Origin of the sequence: Pantoea sp. (assembly GCF_032114055.1) — a bacterium.
In the GTDB taxonomy this organism is placed as follows: domain Bacteria; phylum Pseudomonadota; class Gammaproteobacteria; order Enterobacterales; family Enterobacteriaceae; genus Pantoea.
Window position 1 is genome coordinate 64,675 of record NZ_DAMCTB010000007.1, and the last position, 21,232, is coordinate 85,906.

The window sequence follows — 21,232 nt, forward strand, 5'->3', positions numbered from 1 at the left end:
ACCGGGGTCGCCTGTTCTGTTGCTGAAGCCCGTGCGGCTTAGCGCATGGTCACAAACTCTTCCGCTGCGGTCGGGTGGATCGCCACGGTGTTGTCGAAGTCTTTCTTGGTCGCGCCCATCTTCAGCGCCACGGCGAAGCCCTGCAGCATCTCATCCATACCGAATCCGATACCGTGAATGCCGACAATCTTTTCATCGGCACCGACGCAGACCAGCTTCATGCGGCACGGCTGGCGATGCTGAGTGACCGCGCTGTACATCGCGGTAAACGACGATTTGTAGATTTTGACCTGATCGTCGCCATACTGTTCGCGCGCCTGCGGCTCAGTCAGGCCCACGGTGCCAATCGGCGGATGGCTGAAGACCACGGTTGGCACATTGCTGTAGTCCAGATGTTCATCCGGCTTATTGTTAAACAGGCGCTCAGAGAGACGGCGGCCTGCGGCTACCGCCACCGGCGTCAGCTCGACCGCACCGGTGTTATCGCCCACCGCGTAGACGCCTGACACGTTGGTGTTCTGGAATTTATCCACGCGGATATAGCCTTTTTCGTCCAGCGCCACGCCAGCGGCCTGAATATTAAGGTTGTCCGTTTCAGGCTCACGGCCAATCGCCCAGACCAGGCAATCCACAGTGTATTCGCTGCCGTTTTCCAGTCGCAGCGTCAGGCTGCCATCCTCATTTTTCGTGACCGATTCCGGCACGGCTTCGGTGTGCAGCGCCGGGCCTTCGGTATTCATGACTTCGACCAGCGTTTCGGAGAGCAGCGGATCGAAGCTGCGCAGCGGCGCGTGTTTACGCACGAACAGATGGGTTTCCGAGCCCAGTGCGTTGACCACGCCCGCCAGCTCGACCGCGATGTAGCCCGCGCCGACTACCGCTGTGCGCTTTGGCAGTGCATCCAACTCAAAGAAGCCATCAGAATCAATGCCGTACTCTGCGCCCGGAATCGCGGGGTGAACCGGACGACCGCCAGTGGCGATCAGAATGTGGTTGGCCGTAATAATCTCGCCGTTCACTTCCACGCTGTGCGCATCGACGAAGCGGGCAAAGCCTTTGATCACTTCAACTTTATTTTTACCCAGCACGTTGTCATAGGAGTTGTGGATACGATCGATATAGGCGCTGCGGTTTTTCACCAGCGTGGCCCAGTCGAAACGGTTCACCGTGGTGTCGAAGCCATAATCGGGGCCGTAGAGATGGATAGCCTCAGCGATTTGCGCGGCGTGCCACATGATCTTTTTCGGCACGCAACCTACGTTCACGCAGGTGCCGCCCAGCTCTTTCGCTTCAATCAGGGCGCATTTCTGGCCATACATAGCTGCACGGTTAATTGAGGCGATGCCGCCGCTGCCGCCGCCAATGGCGAGATAGTCGAAATGTCGGGTCATTGAAGTATCCATCCGGTTGCATAAAAATTGGGGTTGAGTGTAACGCTGCGGGTCGAAATGACGCAAAGATTGCGCCTATGATTGTAATAGGGTTCTGTTTTTTCATCGCTGACAGGGAAGCATACCATGCACCTCACTTTTCTTGGCACCGGCGGCGGTGCTCCCAGCCTGCAACGTAACGTCACATCCATTGCTTTTACCCGTGCGCAGAGCGGTGAAACCTGGTTGTTCGACTGCGGGGAGGGGACGCAATTACAGTTTATGCGCTCCAGCCTGAAACCGGGCAAGGTGGACAAGATTTTTATTACCCACCTGCATGGCGACCATATTTTCGGGCTGCCAGGCCTGCTGACCAGCCGATCGATGGCCGGGCTGACCACACCGATGACGGTCTATGGGCCTAAGGGGTTAAAAACCTTTGTGGAGACGGCGCTGTCGATCAGCGGCTCCTACACCGACTATCCGCTGACCCTTATTGAGATTGAGGCGGGCTGGACGCTGGATGACGGGGAGTTCCGCATCAGCGCCTGGCCGCTGAACCACCCGGTGGAGTGCTATGGCTACCGTATTGAACAGCATGACAAACCGGGCCTGCTAGATGCGGAGCGGCTTAAGGCCGAAGGGGTGCCGCGCGGCCCGTGGTTTCAGCAGCTGAAGCAGGGCGAGCGCGTCACGCTGGAGGATGGCCGGGTGATCAACGGCGCGGACTATCTGGGGCCAGCGACGCCCGGCAAAAAACTGGCTATCTTTGGCGACACCGCCCCCACCGGGGTCGCGCTGCAACTGGCGTCGGATGTTGACCTGATGGTACATGAAACCACGCTGGAGGCGGCGATGATGGAAAAGGCCAACGGACGCGGCCACTCCACCACCCTGCAGGCCGCCGATCTGGCTAAACGTGCCGGGGCAAAACGGCTGATCGCTACCCACTTCAGCTCCCGCTATCTGGCCAGAGACATGAGCCGCCTGCTGGCGGAGTGCCAGACGATTTTTCCCCACACCGAACTGGCTTCAGATCTGGCCGTCTTCACGGTTTAGTGATGCAGAGCCGGGTAGGTAAAGAAAAGCAGATGCGTGAGATTAAGCGCAAAGTGCAGGGCGGTCGACAGCCATAAACGACCGCTCCAGTGCCACGCCAGGCCGTACAGCAGGCCCGCCAGCGTGGCGAAAATCACCAGCAGTATCCCGCCGGTGAAATGCACCAGTCCGAACAGCAGCGCGCTGATCGCGAGCGCGGGGAGCCCGCCCAGCGCCTCCCTGAGCCGCTGTTGCAGGTAACCGCGAAACAGCGCCTCTTCGGCCAGCGAGACAAAAAACAGATTCGCCAGCATAAAAGCGGGCAGCCACGAGGGAAAGTGCGGCTCAAACGCCAGACCGCCCAGCAGCACGGCGCAGCAGAGCAGCAGCGGCACGGCGGCGATTAACGCCAGCGCCGCGACCCATGGATAACGCGGCGGGCAGGCCCGGGCGCGGAACAGCGTCGGCAGGCAGGCCAGCAGCACAAAGGGGATCAGGGCTTTGTCGAAATTGAAGAAGAAACTGAACGGCAGACTTCGCGCGCCCACTTTGATGCCATCGACCTGCACAGGATTGTTAAAGCCGGGAAAGAGATGAAGCAGCAATCCCAGGGCGATCAGCACCAGCAGTGCTTCGCTCAGAATCTGTTGCCATGAAGGCGTCGGGTCATAGCGGCGCAGCGCAACCAGCGCGGCGGTTCCGGCCAGCAGCGGCAAAACCGGCCACGTCAGCACCTGATAATAAAACCCTGCCAGCGCGGCGAGAGCAGCCAGCAGCAGCGCCAGCCGCCGGGCGGATTGCAGTGCGGCCAGTGCGGCCGCCAGCATAATCCACATAATGACATTACTCAGGAACGATCGGGTTTACGGCGACGTGCCCTGTGCCCGCCGGGACCAGCTTCTTATGCAGCCAGGGCAGCACGGTGTTCATCTGGTCGGCCAGCTTCCACGGCGGGTTGATCACAATCATACCGGAGGCAGTCATGCCGCGCTGATCGCTGTCCGGACGAGCCGCCAGTTCGATCTGCAGAATATTGCGAATGCCGGTCGCTTCCAGGTCGCGCAGCATGTGTTTAATCTGCTGACGTAACACCACCGGATACCACAGCGCAAAAATGCCGGTGCTGAAGCGTTTGTAGCCTTCCTGAATCCCTTTCACCACCGCCTGATAATCACTTTTCATCTCATAGGGCGGATCGATTAACACCAGACCGCGACGTGACAGCGGGGGCAGCTTCGATTTTAACTGCTGATAACCATCGGCACGATCGACGCGGGCGCGCTTATCTTTGCTGAATTCGTTACGCAGCAGCGGATAGTCGCTGGAGTGCAGTTCGGTGAGTTGCAGTCTGTCATCCTCACGCAGCAGATGACGGGCAATCAACGGGGAGCCGGGGTAGTAACGCAACGCGGGCCCGCGATTCAGGGCTTCGATCGCCTCAAAATAGGGTTGCAGCAGTGCGGGCGCATCGGGCTGTTGCCAGATCCGGGCAATCCCTTCCAGATATTCACCGGTACGCTCGGCGTGCTCGCCGCTGAGCTGATAGCGGCCTGCGCCAGCATGGGTATCCAGGTAGAAAAACGGTTTCTCTTTCTCTTTCAGCGCCGTGATGATCAGGCTCAGAACGGTATGCTTCAGCACGTCAGCATGGTTGCCAGCATGGAAGCTGTGGCGATAACTCAGCATTGTTTATCCTGTTGAATGTATAAGGTTTTAATTGATGGAAAATCAATTTATCCCAATTATTACCCCACGTATTACCCACAGAACGACGCACAGCAACCGACGCAGGAAAAGCATGAGAATCCGCGATTATATCAGGGATGACCTGCGGATGGGGCGAAAGCGAGAGAACAAATCGGGCCAGCATGACGCTGACGTCAGCAGGGGCCTCTGTCCGCGCTGCATCCGGCGGCAGAACCTGACATGTCCCGCGGCTATCGCAGCCTGTAGCAGACAAAAAAACCGTGCGCCCCGGGCAATGCGTTCCACGTTTCTTTCCCCTCGCCCTCTGACCACCATTGATTTTCGCTACACTAAGCCGCATGTTACTTAAATTGCGTTGCGCGACCCGCTGCGCCCCATACATCCATAAAGGACTGCGCTATGACCAATCCACTACTGACCTCTTTTACGCTTCCTCCTTTCTCTGCCATTCAGCCTGAACACGTCGTGCCTGCTATGACAGAAGTGCTCAGCCAGTGTCGCGCAGAAGTTGAAAAAGTCGTGGCACAGGGCGCGCCCTATACCTGGGGTAACCTGGTTCAGCCGCTGGCCGAAACCGACGACCGTCTGAGCCGTATTTTCTCCCCGGTCAGCCACCTCAACTCGGTGAAAAACAGCCCGGCGCTGCGCGAAGCTTATGAGCAGACGCTGCCGCTGCTCTCTGAATACAGCACCTGGGTCGGTCAGCATGAAGGGCTCTATCAGGCCTATTGCAGCCTGAAAGCAAGTGACGAGTATGCCGCACTGGATCTGGCGCAGAAGAAAGCGGTAGATAACGCCCTGCGTGATTTTGAACTCTCCGGCATCGGCTTGCCTGAAGAGAAGCAGCAGCGCTATGGCGAAATTGCCGCGCGCCTCTCCGAACTGGGCTCGGCTTACAGTAACAACGTGCTGGATGCCACCATGGGCTGGAGCAAGCTCATCACCGACGAAAATGAACTGGCCGGTATGCCGGAAAGCGCGCTGGCGGCGGCGAAAGCGCAGGCTGAAGCCAAAGAGCAGGAGGGCTGGCTGCTGACGCTGGATATTCCAAGCTATCTGCCTGTCATGACCTACTGCGATAACGCCGCGCTGCGAGAAGAGATGTATCGCGCTTATGCAACGCGCGCCTCCGACCAGGGGCCGAACGCCGGTAAGTGGGATAACGGTCCTATTATGGCGGAAGAGCTGGCGCTGCGTCATGAACTGGCACAGCTGCTGGGCTTTGACTCCTACGCCGATAAATCGCTGGCGACCAAAATGGCGCAGAGCCCGTCTCAGGTCATCGACTTCCTCAACGATCTGGCTGAGCGCGCCCGTCCTCAGGGTGAAAAAGAGCTGGAACAGCTGCGCGCGTTTGCTCAGAAAGAGCATGGCGTCACGCAGCTCAATCCGTGGGATCTCACCTATTACGGTGAAAAACAGAAGCAGCATCTCTATACCATCAGCGATGAGCAGCTGCGCCCTTACTTCCCGGAAGAACGTGCCGTCGCCGGCCTGTTTGAGGTAGTCAAACGTATTTACGGCATTACGGCGAAGCAGCGTACCGACGTAGAGGTTTATCACCCGGACGTGAAATTCTTTGATCTGTTTGACGAAACCGGTGAACTGCGTGGCAGCTTCTACCTTGACCTGTACGCGCGTGAGCACAAGCGCGGCGGGGCCTGGATGGATGACTGCGTGGGCCAGATGCGCAAAGCCGATGGCAGCCTGCAGAAACCGGTCGCCTACCTGACCTGTAACTTTAACCGCCCGGTAAAAGGCAAACCGGCGCTGTTTACGCATGACGAAGTGATTACGCTGTTCCATGAGTTCGGGCACGGTCTGCACCACATGCTGACCCGCATCGAAGCGGCAGGCGTTTCCGGCATCAACGGGGTACCGTGGGATGCGGTCGAACTGCCAAGTCAGTTCATGGAAAACTGGTGCTGGGAACCTGACGCGCTGGCGTTTATCTCCGGTCACTATGAAACGGGCGAGCCGCTGCCGAAAGCGTTGCTGGACAAAATGCTGGCGGCCAAAAACTACCAGGCGGCGCTGTTTATCCTGCGTCAGCTTGAGTTTGGTCTGTTCGATTTCCGCCTGCATACCGAGTTTGACCCGGCGAAAGGTGCACAGATTCTGGAAACCCTGCGCGAAGTGAAAAGCCGAGTGGCGGTCGTTCCGGGGCCGGAGTGGGGCCGTTTCCCGCATGCCTTCAGCCATATCTTTGCAGGTGGCTATGCGGCCGGTTACTACAGCTACCTGTGGGCCGACGTGCTGGCGGCGGATGCCTATTCCCGCTTCGAAGAAGAGGGCATCTTTAACCGCGAAACCGGTCAGTCGTTCCTGGATAACATCCTGACGCGCGGGGGATCGGAAGAGCCGATGGAGCTGTTTAAACGCTTCCGCGGACGCGAGCCACAGCTTGATGCGATGCTGGAACATTACGGCATTCAGGGATAAGTCGGTTCGTGAAAATCTGTTTACTTGATGAAGCGGGCGCCGGAGACGGCGCCTTATCACTTTTAGCGCAGCGCTGGCAGCTGGAGCATGACGACGCCGCGCCGCTGGCCCTGGTGCAGACGGGCACGCATCTGGAACTGCGCAAGCGTGATGAGCCAAAGCTGGGCGGCATTTTTGTCGATTTTGTAACCGGCGCGATGGCGCATCGCCGTCGCTTTGGTGGCGGGCGCGGTGAAGCCGTGGCGAAAGCGGTCGGCATCAAAGGCAGTTATCTGCCGGATGTGGTCGATGCCACGGCCGGGCTGGGGCGGGATGCGTTTGTGCTGGCGGCGCTGGGTTGCCGGGTACGGATGCTGGAACGCCATCCGGTAGTGGCTGCACTGCTGGAAGATGGCCTGCAGCGCGGTTATCAGGATGCCGAAATCGGGCCCTGGCTGCGCGAAAGGCTGACGCTGATCCACGCCGCCAGCGCGCAGGCGCTGGGTGAGATTACGCCGCAGCCCGATGTGGTTTATCTTGACCCGATGTATCCTCATCGCCAGAAAAGTGCGCTAGTGAAAAAGGAGATGCGGGTATTCCAGTCGCTGGTCGGCCCCGACGAAGACGCCGATGCGTTGCTGGAACCGGCCCGCCGGCTGGCGAAGAAGCGCATTGTGGTCAAACGGCCCGACTACGCCCCGCCGCTGGCTGGCGTAGAGACGCAGGCAGCGGTCGTGACCAAAAGCCATCGCTTTGATATCTACCCGCCTCTGGCGGGGCAGACTCACACCGGGGCATGACAGAGACGGATTTCGCCCGGCTGATCAGGCACGCTTCCGTGCTTTTTCAGTAAGGCGATTCATGGTGTGCGACGGAGAAGAAAAGGGGCGGAAGGCGGTCAGCCAGGCCTGATAAAGCGCGTCGCGTCACTGCGGCGCGTTACGCCTGTCAGGGCGTCATCCGGCGGTGGTGTTTGTTCAGTTTTCCTGTTGCTGTCCGCTATTCAGCGGGCACAGAAAAGGCTTTTTCTGCATAAAAAAGCCGGCGGATGCCGGCTTCGGGAAACGGGATTACGCGTCGTCCTCATCGCGTAGCGGCACAATCAGCATGTCGATGTGCACGGTGTTGATCAGCTGGCGTGCAGAGGACATCAGCTTGCTCCAGAAGTCCTGATGGTGACCGCACACCACCAGGTCGACATCATATTTCTTAATCGCATCGACCAGCACCTGCCCCAGGTCGCCGCTGCCGCTCAGCGTCTCGCTGATGGGATAGCCTGCTGCATCCGATAATCCTTTCAGTGCGGTATGGGTTTCTTCAGAGATACGCTTCTGCATATCCCCCAGATTGACATCAATCAGGCCGGTGTAGAGATCGGAATAATTCACATCAACGTGAATCAGGGAAATTCTGGCATCGTAAGGACGTGCCAGCGAGACGGCCTTATCCACCAGCAACTGACTTTCAGGGGAAAGGTCTACTGCAATCAGGATGTGTTTATAAGCCATGATAAAACTCCTTTCACGAGATTAAGGATGGCATCCGGTGTTCCCGCCGCGTCACAGCTTAACGAAATCCTTGCGTGAGCGGGCGATAAGCGCCACCAAAGTGTCTGCCTGCGTTGCAGGTGATAGTGTTGTTATCCCCAGAGTATAGCCCTCTCTCAACGCAAATGCTGCCGTCGTCCGTCTGGCTTGTGCAGCCGATCAGGACTGTTCAGAATTTACTCGCGCTGAACGAAAATCATCGTTGGAAAAAATGTAAAGATTTCTCCTACACTGAAAAAAGGCGGTCCGATTCGCAGCCGCTCAGGGGGTCGAAAATTTTTGCAGTCCGGTGATTCAGTGGCTGGTGATATTTGCAGGCGGGCTCAGTGCATGACGCGGGGTCTGCGGCTGCAATACCGGCCGGGAGGGAGAGAAGATGATCAGCACTATTGCGCTTTTCTGGGCTCTTTGTGTGGTGTGTATCGTCAATATGGCGCGCTATTTTTCATCGCTGCGCGCTCTGCTGGCGGTTCTGCGGGGCTGTGACCCGCTGCTGTATCAGTATGTCGATGGTGCGGGATTTTTCACTTCTCACGGTCAGCCGAGCAAACAGGTGCGGCTGGTAACCTATATCTGGGCAAAGCGTTATCTTGATCATCACGACGATGAGTTTATCCGGCGCTGTGAGCGGGTGCGGGGGCAGTTCATTCTGACCAGCGCGCTGTGCGGGCTGGTGATGATCAGTCTGGTGGGGCTGGCGATCTGGCATTAAAAAAGGGCGACCTGAGTCGCCCTTTTTCGCGGAGATTACACCAGTTTCAGGGCAATCCAGTAGAGGGAACCGGAGAGCAGAATACAGACCGGCAGGGTAAAGACCCATGCCATGGCGATATTCTTGATGGTCCGGCTCTGCAATCCGCCACCGTCGACCAGCATGGTGCCAGCGACAGAAGAGGAGAGGATGTGCGTGGTGGAAACCGGCATACCGGTGTAGCTGGCGATGCCAATTGACAGCGCCGCGGTGACCTGCGCTGACATCCCCTGCGCATAGGTCATGCCTTTTTTACCAATCTTCTCACCGATGGTGGTGGCAACACGACGCCAGCCAATCATCGTACCGGTGCCCAGCGCCAGCGCGACGGCCACAATAATCCAGATCGGCGCGTACTCGATGGTGCCAAGCAGGTCGCTTTTCAGCTTATTGAGGAAGCGCTTGTCATCTGCGGAGGTTTCCGGCAGTCGGGCCACTTTATCCGCGGTATCAGAGATACACAGCAGCAGGCGACGCATGTGACCGCGCTGTTCTACGGTCAGCTGATCGTAGCTCTGCAGGTTGTTCAGCAGCATCTGCGCACTCTGTACCGCCTGCAAGGCGCGTGCACTGTCACAGTGGAACTCTTTCGGGCTGGTCGCAGGCACCTCTTCCGGGGTAGGCAGCTCAGGCGGTGCCATCTGGATGATGTGCGTCAGCGATGCATTATGCTGCTGATAATACTGCTCCAGATGATTGACTGCGTCGCGGGTGCGCGTGATGTCATAACCGGAGGCGTTCATGTTGACCACGAATCCGGCGGGCGCCACGCCGATCAGCACCAGCATAATCAGGCCAATCCCTTTCTGACCGTCGTTCGCGCCGTGCGAATAACTCACGCCGATTGCCGAAACAATCAGGGCGATACGGGTCCAGAACGGTGGCTTTTTCTTGCCGTCGATCTTTTCACGATCGGCAGGCGTCATGTGAATACGCGCCCGTTTTTTGGTGCTGCTCCAGTAGCGGCGCAGAATAAAGATCAGGCCACCTGCCAGCACCAGACCGATAATCGGCGACAGGATCAGCGAGAGGAAGATATTCAGCACTTTCGGAATGTTAAGCGCATCAACGACCGACGTTCCGTTCATCAGAGCATTGGTCAGACCGATACCGATGATAGCGCCAATCAGCGTATGGGAACTGGAGGCAGGCAGCCCGAGATACCAGGTGCCGAGGTTCCAGATAATCGCCGCCAGTAGCATAGAGAACACCATGGCGAGACCGTGCGCCGATCCTACATTCAGCAACAGATCGGTGGGAAGCATGTGAACAATAGCGTAAGCGACGCTCAATCCACCGAGCAGCACGCCAAAGAAGTTGAATACACCGGCCATGACCACAGCAAGCTGGGCCCGCATAGCACGGGTATAGATGACCGTCGCAACTGCGTTGGCCGTGTCGTGAAAACCGTTGATTGCTTCGTAAAACAATACAAACAGCAGGGCAAGAACCAATAACAGGCTAGTACTGAGGTCTAGACCAGCAAACAGATGTAGCATAAACGTTACGCCATTTTTGGAGGACATGAACGCGGCGCATTATCCGCGACAACGTGCGGTATGGGAAAGCAAAATATAGTGCTAATTTGGCCTTTCGTCGTAAAAGGATCAGGCAGAGAGGTGAAAAAGGGTCAGATATCAGTCAGATACAATATGACACATTTACGGCAATTTTTTGACGCTGGCGTCTCAGAGAGCAGACCACTACAATCTGCGCCTTTCCAGTTAAGTGAGTAAACCGCAGTGGAACAGTTTGACGTTATCATTATTGGTGCCGGTGCCGCAGGGCTGTTCTGTGCCGCTCAGGCGGGACAGCGAGGCCTGCGCGTGTTGCTGCTGGATAACGGTAAAAAGCCAGGACGTAAGATTCTGATGTCTGGCGGGGGCCGCTGCAACTTCACCAATCTCTACACTGAACCGGCGGCCTATCTGTCGCACAATCCCCACTTCTGTAAATCGGCGCTGGCGCGTTACACCCAGTGGGATTTTATCGACCTGGTTAATCGCCACGGTATCGCCTGGCACGAGAAAACCCTGGGCCAGCTCTTCTGCGATGATTCTGCTCAACAGATTGTCGATCTGCTGCTGGCTGAATGTGATAAAGGCAATGTCAAGCTGCGGCTGCGCAGCGAAGTGCTCAGCGTGGCGCGCGAAGACAGCGGTTATACGCTGCAGCTCAACGGCAGCACCGTTCAGGCGCAGAAGCTGGTCATCGCCAGTGGCGGCCTGTCGATGCCCGGTCTGGGCGCCTCGCCGTTTGGCTACAAAATCGCGGAGCAATTCGGCCTGAGCGTCTATCCAACGCGCGCCGCACTGGTGCCTTTTACGCTGCACAAACCCCTGCTGGAGCAGCTGCAGACGCTGTCAGGTGTCGCGCTGGACACCACGATTGACGCGCAGGACGGCACACGCTTTAAGGAAGCGATGCTGTTTACCCATCGCGGCCTCTCCGGCCCGGCGGTGTTGCAGATTTCCAGTTACTGGCTGCCGGGTGAGTTTGTCACGGTCGATCTGTCGCCTGCGACCCCGCTGGAGGCGTTTCTGACGGCACAGCGCAACGCGCACCCCAACCTGAGCCTGAAAAACAGCCTGGCGAAGATCCTGCCGAAGCGCCTGGTGGAAGTGCTGCAGGGGATGAAGATAGTGCCGGATGTCACCCTGAAGCAGCTTAACAGCAGACAGCAAAGCGAGCTGGCGCAGGCGCTGCACGCCTGGCGCATTCAGCCAAATGGCACCGAGGGCTACCGGACGGCGGAAGTCACGCTTGGCGGCGTGGATACTACCCAGCTCTCTTCGAAAACGATGGAAGCGCGCGCGGTGCCGGGCCTCTACTTTATCGGTGAAGTCGCCGATGTCACTGGCTGGCTGGGCGGCTACAACTTTCAGTGGGCATGGAGTTCCGCCTGGGCCTGCGCCCAGGCGTTGTAACGCGCCTTTACCAGCGCTGATGCACATGCGGCGCAATCTTTTCCTGATAGATCTGCTTCAGCGCGGTCATCGTCTCTGCAGAGAGAGCCTCCACGCTGCTGGCGCGGGCGTTGGCTTCCGCCTGCTCACGGTTTTTCGCGCCAGGGATGACCACGCTGACATCCTCGTTCATCAGGATCCAGCGCAGCGCAAACATTGCCATCGTGATATCACCCGGCACCCGTCGCCGAATCTCCCCGACCGCGTCCAGTGCAATCTCATAGGGTACGCCTGAGAAGGTTTCGCCTTTATCGAACGCCTCACCCTCGCGGTTAAAGCTGCGGTGGTCGTCAGCAGCGAACACACTGTCGGCGCGCATCTTGCCGGTCAGCAGGCCAGAGGCCAGCGGCACCCGGGCAATGATCGCCACATCGCGCTGTTTTGCTTCACGCAGCAGCCGTTCTGCCGGACGCTGGCGAAAAATGTTGTAGATCAGCTGAATGGACGAGACGTTGGAAAACTCCAGCGCCTTCAGGCCTTCCTCGACCTTCTCAACGGAGACGCCATAGTGACGAATCTTCCCGGCGGCCACCATCTCATCCATGACGGCGAAAACATCCGGGTTGTAGTAAACCTCCGTGGGCGGACAGTGCAGCTGCACCAGATCCAGGGTGTCGGTCTGCAGATTTTCCCGTGAGCGGTCGATAAAGGCGTTGAGGTTGTCTGCCGTATAACCCTGGGCGACGTGGGGCGAGAGGCGACGGCCCAGCTTGGTGGCCACAAAAGGGCGTTCCCCGCCACGTGCATTCAGCACCTCCGCAATGATTTTTTCGGAGCGGCCATCGCCATAGACATCGGCGGTATCGATAAACGTGACACCCGCATCCAGCGCGGCGTTGAGGGCGGCCCTGGCATCCTCCAGGCTCACTTCTCCCCAGGTGCCGCCAATGGCCCAGGCGCCAAAACCAATTTCAGAGACGCGCTGGCCGGTACGGCCCAGTGTTCGTAGTTTCATGCAAACATTCCTCGATGCGTTTCAGACAGGGTGACAGAAAAAGGCTGACTACTGAGCTTAGTGCTTTCTGGCGCAGAGATGACCAGATAACGCGGCAGGTCTGTGCAGCATAATGGCAGGATGTAACGGCAGGCTGCTGGTAACGTTGAAGTTTTCTGCGGTAAACGGCGCCTTCTGACCGCTTACCGCTTCGCTAATTAATTGATTTTAAGAAATATCACCTGAAATTAATCAGGCGAGAGTGTGGATTCGGTCACATACTTCATGTTTTCAGGCTATCAGGTGGATCGTAATGTTCAAATTGATTAAGTCGGTCTTTGCCAGTCCCGAGAAATTTCTGCAGATCATGAGCCGTCAGGATATTAATGACTCCATCGCAGAGGGTGAAAGGATCATCGTTGATGAAAACGGCAATATCTCAGTTAATACGCTGAGCGAGGAAGTTCATGAAGATTTTGCCCGCCATGTGAACACGTTAAAGGGAGTATGAGGTGGGTACCGCGATATTTATGGTGTTGATGGTCAGTGGTTACTGGTATACCAGCCGTGATTTGAACAGCCGTTTTAAAGTCCGCCGCTCGTCAGGCTGGGATGTCTATTTCCTGGTGGCGCTTTACGGCTGTATCTTCGTTCTGCAGGGGGTATTCGCGACCGGACTGGTCTGGTTACTGCTGCTCTGCGTCTCCGGTATCGCCAATGCCGTACAGATGATCCCCGGTGTCCACCTGAAGTGGCAGGTGGAATTTATGAACTGGAGCTTCCTTGGCATCCAGGCGCCGGTGGTGGTAATGCTCACCTTTGCCATTCTGCTCTGCCTCTATCGCTCAAACTGGGCGGGCAGCGCGCGGCTCAACGTCTCAGGTCGTAAAGATCTTTATCAGCGCCTGTCGCGCTCCAATGGCGTAGAGCAGTTGCTGTTTCAGTGTATGGAAGAGGGGGAGCTGGCGTGGATTACCCTGAAGTCGCGCCGTATCTACATCGGCATGGTTCACGCTTCGACCTTTGAATATGAGAGCACCAAAAATATCGTGCTGATTCCGATGCTGAGCGGCTATCGCGACAGTAAGACACTGAAGCTGGCGGTGGAGCATAACTACAGCAAATGGTATGCCGAGCACAACATCACGCTCGACTCTTCGCCCAAGGATGCCATGTCGTTCCGCAAAGTGATTATGGTTGACCAGATTGAGAGTCTGTCGCTGTTCGATCCTGCCAGTGCCACCGCACTTTCTATGGGACATCCTCAGGAGGTCGAAAAGAGCCAGGGCAGTGAGGATAGCGACAGCCCGGATGCGAAAAGCCAGGACACGCCGGGTTAAGTTGTTTCAGCGTTTTTGCCTGCCAGTAATAAACCGGAGACGGATGACGTTCTCTCCGCGCGCAAACGATACTTTCGCCCGACCGCACACCTGGCCATGGCGTGAGCGGATTAGCCGTTAAGCTTGTCATGAGACAATCAACCAGGAGTGAATATGGCTCAGCAAAAAGCGGTTCTGATTATTGGGGCATCGCGCGGTATTGGTCTGTCCGTCGCACAGGCGTTCGCCGGGCAGGGCTGGCAGGTCACGGCCACGCACCGCAGTGGCATTCCGGAGCAGGGTAACCAGCCCGGCATCCGTTGGCATGCGCTGGATATGACCGACGCGGCGGCGGTGCAGCAGCTTGCCGGTCAGCTGCGTGAGGAAAGGTTTGCAGCGATTCTGATCAACGCAGGTATCAGCGGCCCTGCACATCAGACGCTGGTGCAGAGTGACGATCAGGCGCTGGCACAGCTCTTCCTGACCAATGCGATCGCGCCGGTTCGCAGTGCAGAGATTCTGCTGCCACTGTTGCAGCCGGAGGGCGTGCTGGCGATTACCTCTTCGCAGCTCGGCAGCCTGAACGAAAATCCCACGGCGCAGATGCCGATCTACGCAGCCAGCAAAGCCGCGCTGAATATGCTGAGCCGTACGCTGACCGGCGCGGTGGACGCGCAGCGCGGGACGCTGCTGACGCTGCATCCCGGCTGGGTGAAAACCGACATGGGGGGAGAAAATGCTCCCCTGACCGCTGAAGAGAGCGCCGCGGGCATTGTTCAGCAGCTCTCTCACTGGCAGGGACGTGGCGGCCATCACTACGTCGACTACGCTGGCCAGACGCTGCAATGGTAAGCTGACGCGGGGCGTTTACGCCCCGATATCACGCAGCGCCTTGCCCTTCATCAGGTTGCGTTCGATGTGCTCCAGCGTCACATGTTTCGTTTCGGGCACCAGCATCAGCGTCAGCAGGATAAACACCAGATTAAGCGCGCCGTAGAACCAGAAGGTGTTGGCATTGCCCAGCTGGTCCAGCAGCGTCAGAAAGGTGGCGCCCACTATCATATTGCCGACCCAGTTGGTGGTAGTGGAGGCGGTGATACCGAAGTCACGCCCTTTCAGCGGCTGTATCTCTGAGCAGAGCAGCCAGATCACCGGCCCGGCCGCCATCGCAAAGCCAACAATAAACATCAGCAGCATCGCCACGGCGAAATATTTGCGAAAATCGGTTTCAACGCCGACGTGCAACAGTGTACCCAGCGCACCCATCCCGATCGCCATCACCAGAAAACTGGTTGTCAGCATCGGTTTGCGGCCCCAGCGATCAACAAAGAAAATAGCAATCAGCGTGGCCAGCATGTTGACCAGTCCGACAACCACCGTGCCCCACATCTGTTCGCTGGTGCTGGAGAAACCGGCAATATTGAAGATTTTAGGCGCGTAGTACATCACGACATTCATGCCGGTAAACTGCTGCATCACCTGCAGTAGCATTCCCAGCCACACCGCACGGCGGAAGTTACCGTTCGAGCGGAACAGTGACCAGCCGCGCTGCTTTACCTGCAGGCTCTCGCGAATCTCTTCCAGCTCCTCACGCGCCTGTTCGCTGCTGCTGCGCAGGCGATCCAGTACCCGCTGTGCCTCGTTGAAGCGTCCGTGCGCAGCCAGCCAGCGCGGGCTGTTCGGCAGAAACAGCACGCCGATAAACAGGATCACTGCCGGGATAGCGATAATCCCCAGCATCGCGCGCCAGTTGCCGCTGTAGCTGAAAGCGGTGTCAGAGAGGTAAGCCACCACAATCCCGGTCGTCAGCATCAGCTGATACATCGAAATCATCGAGCCACGGATCCGTTCCGGTGCGATCTCCGCCAGATAGAGCGGGGCGGTATAAGAGGCGATCCCCACAGCCAGACCCAGCATCACGCGGGCGCAGACCAGCGAGGTGACATCGGGGGAAAAGGCCGACCACAGCGAACCGATGACAAACAGCGTCGCGCCCGCCAGCATACTCTTTTTACGCCCCAGCTTTGACGACATCCAGCCTGCGACCAGCGCCCCCAGCGCGGCGCCAAACATCATCGCGCTGACCACCCACTCCTGCTGATGGTTGGTGATCTGCAAATCCTTTGCCAGAAAGGGCAGAGCCCCCGCAATCACGCCGATATCCAGGCCAAACAGCAGGCCGGACAGCGCCGCCATAAAACAGACGAACCAGGTGAACCGGTTCTGTTGATGTCCTGACCGCTTTGCTACGCCCATACTGAATCTCCCTGCATCGATGTAATGTCAATATTGTTAACGTTATGTAAACATAGCCGATACCAGTGTGGCGCCGATCACACTTCAGCACATCACGCGCTCTGACAGAGGAAACCGGGGAGAGAAACCGCAAGAGATCAGCGGGATGGCACAGCGGCAGGAAAACGGAATGGCGGCACGATTACGCAAAGCAGGGCCGGCCTGGTCAGCTTTTGCAACTCTCCGCCTGTGGCATTACACTGCCGCTTTTCTGTCATTGATTGAAGGTGCTTATGTCTGAACCTTTCCAGCGTCAGCCATTACCTCTGCCGGATGGTCATAACAAAGTCCTGCTGCACTCCTGTTGCGCGCCCTGTTCGGGCGAAGTGATGGAAGCCATGCTGGCCTCCGGCATTGATTACACGATCTACTTCTACAACCCGAACATTCATCCGCTTAAAGAGTATGAACTGCGCAAAGAGGAGAATATCCGCTTTGCTGAAAAGTTTGGCGTACCCTTTGTGGATGCTGACTACGACCGGGATAACTGGTTTGAACGCGCGCGCGGGTTAGAATGGTCGCCGGAACGGGGCGAGCGCTGCACCATGTGCTTCGATATGCGCTTTGAGCGCACGGCACTCTATGCGCATGAAAACGGCTTTCCGGTCATGACCAGTTGTTTAGGGATTTCGCGCTGGAAAGATATGAAGCAGATTAACAGTTGCGGTGTACGTGCCGCAGCCGCCTATCCGGATCTGCTTTACTGGGAGTTTAACTGGCGTAAAGGCGGCGGTTCATCGCGCATGATTGAAATCAGTAAGCGCGAAAGCTTTTATCAACAGGAGTATTGCGGCTGTGTCTATTCACTGCGCGACACCAATCGTCATCGCATCAGCCAGGGGCGTGAGCGTATTCAGATTGGTGTGCAATATTATCAGCCGGATGAGTCCTGATTATCCGGCGTCGTGAAGCGCCACTGTCTGTGCAGTGCCGTGTGAGGAGACTGACACCGGCTCGCTGCTCTCGTGCTGTCTGTAACTGCACTGCGCACAGAGATTATCCGCATTGCCCGACTGTTGCTTCGCACCGTCGCGCAGCCGACGCTTTCGGCAGGCGCTGGGCGTACAGCCCATAATCTGCCTGAAGGAGCGGGTAAAGGATTGCTGACTCTCAAAATGGTATTTCAGCGCCAGAGTAATGATCGGTGTGCCACTGTGCTTTAAATCATTGACGCTGGCATTGAGTTTTCTCCTGCGGATATAGCGCGCCAGCGTTTCATTGTGATAACGGGTAAAGAGCTTTTGCAAATACCATTTTGAGTAGCCTGCCTTTTCCGCAATATCATTCACGCTTAAACGCTGGTCAAGATTGTTATTAATCCACTCGGTGATAGAGATAATTATACTTTCATTATATTTATGGTGGGTCATAGCGCCTCCCTGTTTCAGGTCCGGCAATAATGAATTTTTTATCTTAATGTGCTTATTCTTTGCGTAAAGATTTTTCAGCATTTGAATCTTTATTTCGAAGGATATTCATTTGACGATCTGTTTTTAATAAAAAGGGGTGAGTTGTAATTGTTGTGTTGATAGTTGTGAAGTAAATGATGAGCGGGCGACAGGCTGTGGCTTAATGATGAAACGGCACCGCCTTTTCAGCCCTCTCTGCTGCTATCACACAGGGGATCAATCGACTTCTGACGGTGATATGCCAGGCTTAGGATTTACTTTTCCCCGGAAGAACATCGGATGAGCCCGACTTATGTGTTAAAAAAACCGCTTGCCGCGTTGCTTACCTCGCTGGCTTTATCTGCACAGGCCTTAGCCAGTGTCCCGCCGGTTTATGGTGAACAGCTGGAAGGCTTTACCTGGCCCTGGCCGCTGCACCATTTCAATTTTCAGTCTCAGCAGCAATCGCTGAGCATGGGTTATATGGATGTCAGCCCGGCGCAACAGGCCAACGGCAAAACGGTGGTACTGATGCATGGCAAAAACTTCTGCGGCGCGACCTGGGAAGAGACTATTCAGGCACTGAGCCAGCAGGGGTATCGCGTGATTGCTCCTGACCAGATTGGTTTTTGTAGCGCCACCAAGCCCGATCGTTACCAGTACAGTTTTCAGCAGCTGGCCGCCAATACCCATCAGCTGCTTGCACAGCTGGGTGTGAAACAGGCGGTGATAGTTGGCCACTCTACAGGCGGGATGCTGGCTACCCGCTATGCCCTGATGTATCCGGAGCAGACGCAGAAGCTGGTGCTGGTCAATCCGATTGGGCTGGAGGACTGGAAAGCGAAGGGCGCACCGTGGCGCTCCATCGATCAGTGGTATCAGCGCGAGCTCAGCGTCAGCGCAGCAGGCATCAGGAAATATGAGCAGCAGACCTACTATGCGGGACGCTGGAAACCCGAATATGACCGTTGGGTCGATATGCTGGCTGGTCTGAATAGTGGGCCCGGGCACCTGAAAGTCGCCTGGAACTCCGCTTTACTCTACGACATGATCTTTACGCAGCCCGTATTCTATGAGCTGGGTGACATCAGGGTGCCCACAACGCTGATGATTGGCACCGCCGATACCACCGCTATCGGCAGTGATATCGCCCCGCCGGAAGTCAAAGCGCGACTGGGAGATTATGCGGTACTGGGTAAAGCGGCGGCGCAACGTATCCCCGGCGCGCGGTTAATTGAATTTCCCGGCATGGGACACGCGCCACAAATGGAAGAACCGGCGAAATTTAATCAGGCGCTGATCGACGATCTGGCACGCCCCTGATCCCGCCGACGCGGCGATGCCCGACCTTATATCGTGACCTGTTTCTGCTTTTTGCTCAGGTACATCTGCTTATCGCTATCGTGCAGCAACTGCTCCAGTGATTGCGGATGTGCCGCGTCAAACTCCACGATGCCGGAAGAGAATTGCAGGTGATAGCGGCGATTCAGGCTGATCGACTGCTGGCGCAGATAGCGGGCAAACTGCGCTAACAGGGCTTCGCTCTGCGCCTGGCCACGCCCATTCAGCAGCACTACAAACTCATCGCCACCCAGACGGGCAAACAGATCGGAGTGCTTAAACACCACCTTCATGGCATCAGCAAAGTCCATCAGCGCGCGGTCGCCTTCACGATGGCCAAGCGTGTCGTTGATTTGCTTGAATTTGTCGAGATCGAGAAAGGTCAGGCAGGCTGGCTGGTTTTTCATCCGGCACTCATTCAGCACCATCTCTCCCAGCGTCATAAAGCCGCGACGATTAGTAATCTGCGTCAGTTCATCACAGGTGGCGGTCTGAAATGCGACCAGCTCTGCTTCGGCCATCGCCGCCAGGTCACGCAGGGTGGCCTGATCCTCTTCATTAAACTGACGCGGCTCACGACCGATAATACAAAGCGTGCCCATTTTGGCACCACCAGGTGCGCGTAGCGGACAGCCCGCATAAAAGCGGATGTGTGGCTCGCCTGTGACCAGTGGATTATCATGAAACCGTACATCGTTGTGCGTATCTTCGACAATCATGATCTCATCCTGCAGGATGGCGTGACCGCATAACGAGATACTGCGTGGCGATCCGGCGGCTTCATAGCCCTGGGCGGATTTGAACCACTGATGGTCAGCCTCCAGCAGGCTGACTAACGCGACAGGAACGTTGAACAGGCGACGTGCCAGGCGGGTCAGGCGATCAAAACGCTCTTCCGCTGGGGTGTTCATGATGTTCAGCGCACGCAACTGCGATAAACGTTGTGCCTCGTCGGCAGGAATTCCAGGTGCTTTCATCACAGAGACCTTTTGTCTGAACTGAAGCCAGGTTCTGGTGTTTGCCTTACGGCGGAGAAGAGCGTGGCACAGCGGCCACGCTCCTGATAAGGAGGGAATCAGAGCACTTTTTGTTCTGCAAGATCAAGAGCGAAATAGCTGAAAATGAGGTCTGCACCGGCACGTTTGATCGCGCCCAGGCTCTCCAGCACCACATTACGCTCATCAATGGCACCCGCCTGAGCCGCAAATTTAATCATCGCGTATTCGCCACTCACCTGATAAGCCGCCAGCGGCAGTTCGGTACGCTCACGGATATCGCGCAGGATATCCAGATAGGCGCCTGCCGGCTTCACCATCAGCGAATCGGCACCCTGTGCCGCGTCGAGCAGAGATTCACGGATCGCTTCCCGGCGGTTCATCGGGTTCATCTGGTAGGTTTTGCGGTCGCCTTTTAGTGCAGTGCCGGCGGCTTCACGGAACGGGCCATAGAACGAAGAGGCGAACTTAGTGGAGTAGGACATGATCGCCGTCTGCGTAAAGCCTGCTGCGTCCAGAGCCCGGCGAATCGCTTCAACCTGACCGTCCATCGCGGCCGAGGGGGCGATAAAATCGGCACCGGCTGCGGCTGCGACGACGGCCTGCTTGCCCAGGTTAGCCAGGGTTGCATCGTTATCGACGCCGTGATCGCACAGCACGCCGCAGTGGCCGTGACTGGTGTACTCACAGAAACAGGTGTCGGACATCACGATCATTTCAGGCACCGTCTCCTTACAGATACGGGACATGCGCGCTACCAGACCGTTTTCATTCCAGGCATCGCTGCCGGTAGCATCGGTATGGTGCGAAATACCAAAGGTCATCACCGAGCGGATACCTGCTTTAGCGATACGCTCGATCTCATAAGCGAGACGCTTTTCCGGAATACGCATCACGCCAGGCATCGCCTGAATCGGTTTGTAATCGTCGACTTCTTCTTCAACAAAGATAGGCAGAGCCAGATCGTTCAGGCTCAGCGAGGACTCCTGGAACATTTCACGCATTGAGGCGCTGGCGCGCAATCTTCTTGGGCGCTGGATAAGGGAATAATCAGACATTTTCATTCTTACACAGGTGAAAAAAGTAACGACAGTTTACTCTCATTATCCGTGCAGCATGAAGGTTTGTGTGCGGTAATGCGCGGGGAAAGGTGCTCTCCC

The 21,232-nt window shown here is 56.9% G+C and carries 20 protein-coding genes; 10 read left to right on the top strand and 10 right to left on the bottom strand.

The features are described from left to right. Positions 1–38 precede the first annotated feature (38 nt). Positions 39–1,391 carry a glutathione-disulfide reductase gene (gorA, locus tag RT657_RS13065; protein WP_313654962.1) on the bottom strand — a complete coding sequence of 451 codons (1,353 nt, stop codon included), beginning with the start codon at positions 1,389–1,391 and terminating at the stop codon, positions 39–41. A gap of 126 nt (positions 1,392–1,517) precedes the next feature. Between gorA and rnz the strand changes: the two genes are divergently transcribed. Further along, on the top strand, positions 1,518–2,429 hold the full coding sequence (gene rnz / locus RT657_RS13070) for a ribonuclease Z (protein WP_313654963.1): 912 nt from the start codon (positions 1,518–1,520) through the stop codon (positions 2,427–2,429). Here the strand turns inward: rnz and RT657_RS13075 are convergent. Together RT657_RS13075 and RT657_RS13080 are read right to left on the bottom strand one after the other, a co-directional pair. Further along, positions 2,426–3,244 carry a CPBP family intramembrane glutamic endopeptidase gene (locus RT657_RS13075; RefSeq protein WP_313654964.1) on the bottom strand — a complete coding sequence of 273 codons (819 nt, stop codon included), beginning with the start codon at positions 3,242–3,244 and terminating at the stop codon, positions 2,426–2,428. The genes rnz and RT657_RS13075 overlap by 4 nt on opposite strands. Before the next feature lie 7 nt (positions 3,245–3,251). Continuing rightward, a complete protein-coding gene (locus tag RT657_RS13080; RefSeq protein ID WP_313654965.1) occupies positions 3,252–4,094 on the bottom strand; it encodes a 23S rRNA (adenine(2030)-N(6))-methyltransferase RlmJ in 843 nt (280 codons plus the stop codon). A gap of 420 nt (positions 4,095–4,514) precedes the next feature. Here RT657_RS13080 and prlC point away from each other — a divergent pair, with 420 nt between their 5' ends. Beyond that, a complete protein-coding gene (gene prlC, locus RT657_RS13085) occupies positions 4,515–6,557 on the top strand; it encodes an oligopeptidase A (protein WP_313654966.1) in 2,043 nt (680 codons plus the stop codon). Between the two features lie 8 nt (positions 6,558–6,565). Further along, positions 6,566–7,336 carry a 16S rRNA (guanine(1516)-N(2))-methyltransferase RsmJ gene (gene rsmJ, locus RT657_RS13090; protein ID WP_313654967.1) on the top strand — a complete coding sequence of 257 codons (771 nt, stop codon included), beginning with the start codon at positions 6,566–6,568 and terminating at the stop codon, positions 7,334–7,336. 270 nt (positions 7,337–7,606) lie between these two features. Here the strand turns inward: rsmJ and uspA are convergent, their stop codons facing one another. After that, positions 7,607–8,044 carry a universal stress protein UspA gene (uspA, locus tag RT657_RS13095; RefSeq protein WP_128085023.1) on the bottom strand — a complete coding sequence of 146 codons (438 nt, stop codon included), beginning with the start codon at positions 8,042–8,044 and terminating at the stop codon, positions 7,607–7,609. Positions 8,045–8,459: 415 nt separating this feature from the next. Between uspA and uspB the strand changes: the two genes are divergently transcribed. Then, on the top strand, positions 8,460–8,795 hold the full coding sequence (gene uspB / locus RT657_RS13100; protein WP_313654968.1) for a universal stress protein UspB: 336 nt from the start codon (positions 8,460–8,462) through the stop codon (positions 8,793–8,795). A 35-nt stretch (positions 8,796–8,830) separates the two neighbouring features. Here the strand turns inward: uspB and pitA are convergent, their stop codons facing one another. Then, positions 8,831–10,333: an inorganic phosphate transporter PitA gene (gene pitA / locus RT657_RS13105; protein ID WP_313655127.1), complete on the bottom strand. Its 1,503-nt coding sequence runs from the start codon at positions 10,331–10,333 to the stop codon at positions 8,831–8,833. Positions 10,334–10,576: 243 nt separating this feature from the next. Between pitA and RT657_RS13110 the strand changes: the two genes are divergently transcribed. Continuing rightward, entirely contained in the window at positions 10,577–11,761 is a 1,185-nt protein-coding gene (locus RT657_RS13110; RefSeq protein ID WP_313654970.1) for an NAD(P)/FAD-dependent oxidoreductase, read from the top strand. A gap of 7 nt (positions 11,762–11,768) precedes the next feature. On the opposite strand, the gene RT657_RS13115 is transcribed toward RT657_RS13110, so the two are convergent. Continuing rightward, on the bottom strand, positions 11,769–12,755 hold the full coding sequence (locus tag RT657_RS13115; RefSeq protein WP_313654971.1) for an aldo/keto reductase: 987 nt from the start codon (positions 12,753–12,755) through the stop codon (positions 11,769–11,771). A gap of 292 nt (positions 12,756–13,047) precedes the next feature. Between RT657_RS13115 and RT657_RS13120 the strand changes: the two genes are divergently transcribed. From RT657_RS13120 to RT657_RS13130, 3 genes are all read left to right on the top strand, one after another. Beyond that, positions 13,048–13,245, top strand: a complete 198-nt coding sequence (locus RT657_RS13120) for a hypothetical protein (RefSeq protein ID WP_313654972.1) — start codon at positions 13,048–13,050, stop codon at positions 13,243–13,245. Position 13,246: 1 nt separating this feature from the next. Further along, on the top strand, positions 13,247–14,074 hold the full coding sequence (locus RT657_RS13125) for a hypothetical protein (protein WP_313654973.1): 828 nt from the start codon (positions 13,247–13,249) through the stop codon (positions 14,072–14,074). 153 nt (positions 14,075–14,227) lie between these two features. Further along, complete coding sequence (locus tag RT657_RS13130) at positions 14,228–14,905, top strand: SDR family oxidoreductase (RefSeq protein ID WP_313654974.1); 678 nt, start codon at positions 14,228–14,230, stop codon at positions 14,903–14,905. A 15-nt stretch (positions 14,906–14,920) separates the two neighbouring features. On the opposite strand, the gene RT657_RS13135 is transcribed toward RT657_RS13130, so the two are convergent. Next, on the bottom strand, positions 14,921–16,309 hold the full coding sequence (locus RT657_RS13135) for a sugar porter family MFS transporter (RefSeq protein ID WP_313654976.1): 1,389 nt from the start codon (positions 16,307–16,309) through the stop codon (positions 14,921–14,923). Positions 16,310–16,581: 272 nt separating this feature from the next. Here RT657_RS13135 and RT657_RS13140 point away from each other — a divergent pair, with 272 nt between their 5' ends. Next, entirely contained in the window at positions 16,582–17,241 is a 660-nt protein-coding gene (locus tag RT657_RS13140) for an epoxyqueuosine reductase QueH (protein ID WP_313654978.1), read from the top strand. Here RT657_RS13140 and RT657_RS13145 read toward each other — a convergent pair whose 3' ends face one another. After that, positions 17,242–17,718, bottom strand: a complete 477-nt coding sequence (locus RT657_RS13145; RefSeq protein ID WP_313654980.1) for a helix-turn-helix domain-containing protein — start codon at positions 17,716–17,718, stop codon at positions 17,242–17,244. Between the two features lie 318 nt (positions 17,719–18,036). Here RT657_RS13145 and RT657_RS13150 point away from each other — a divergent pair, with 318 nt between their 5' ends. Further along, positions 18,037–19,059, top strand: a complete 1,023-nt coding sequence (locus tag RT657_RS13150; protein ID WP_313654981.1) for an alpha/beta hydrolase — start codon at positions 18,037–18,039, stop codon at positions 19,057–19,059. 26 nt (positions 19,060–19,085) lie between these two features. On the opposite strand, the gene RT657_RS13155 is transcribed toward RT657_RS13150, so the two are convergent. Together RT657_RS13155 and hemB are read right to left on the bottom strand one after the other, a co-directional pair. Then, positions 19,086–20,054: a sensor domain-containing diguanylate cyclase gene (locus RT657_RS13155; RefSeq protein WP_313654982.1), complete on the bottom strand. Its 969-nt coding sequence runs from the start codon at positions 20,052–20,054 to the stop codon at positions 19,086–19,088. Positions 20,055–20,152: 98 nt separating this feature from the next. Beyond that, on the bottom strand, positions 20,153–21,130 hold the full coding sequence (gene hemB / locus RT657_RS13160; RefSeq protein ID WP_313654983.1) for a porphobilinogen synthase: 978 nt from the start codon (positions 21,128–21,130) through the stop codon (positions 20,153–20,155). Positions 21,131–21,232: the final 102 nt, after the last annotated feature.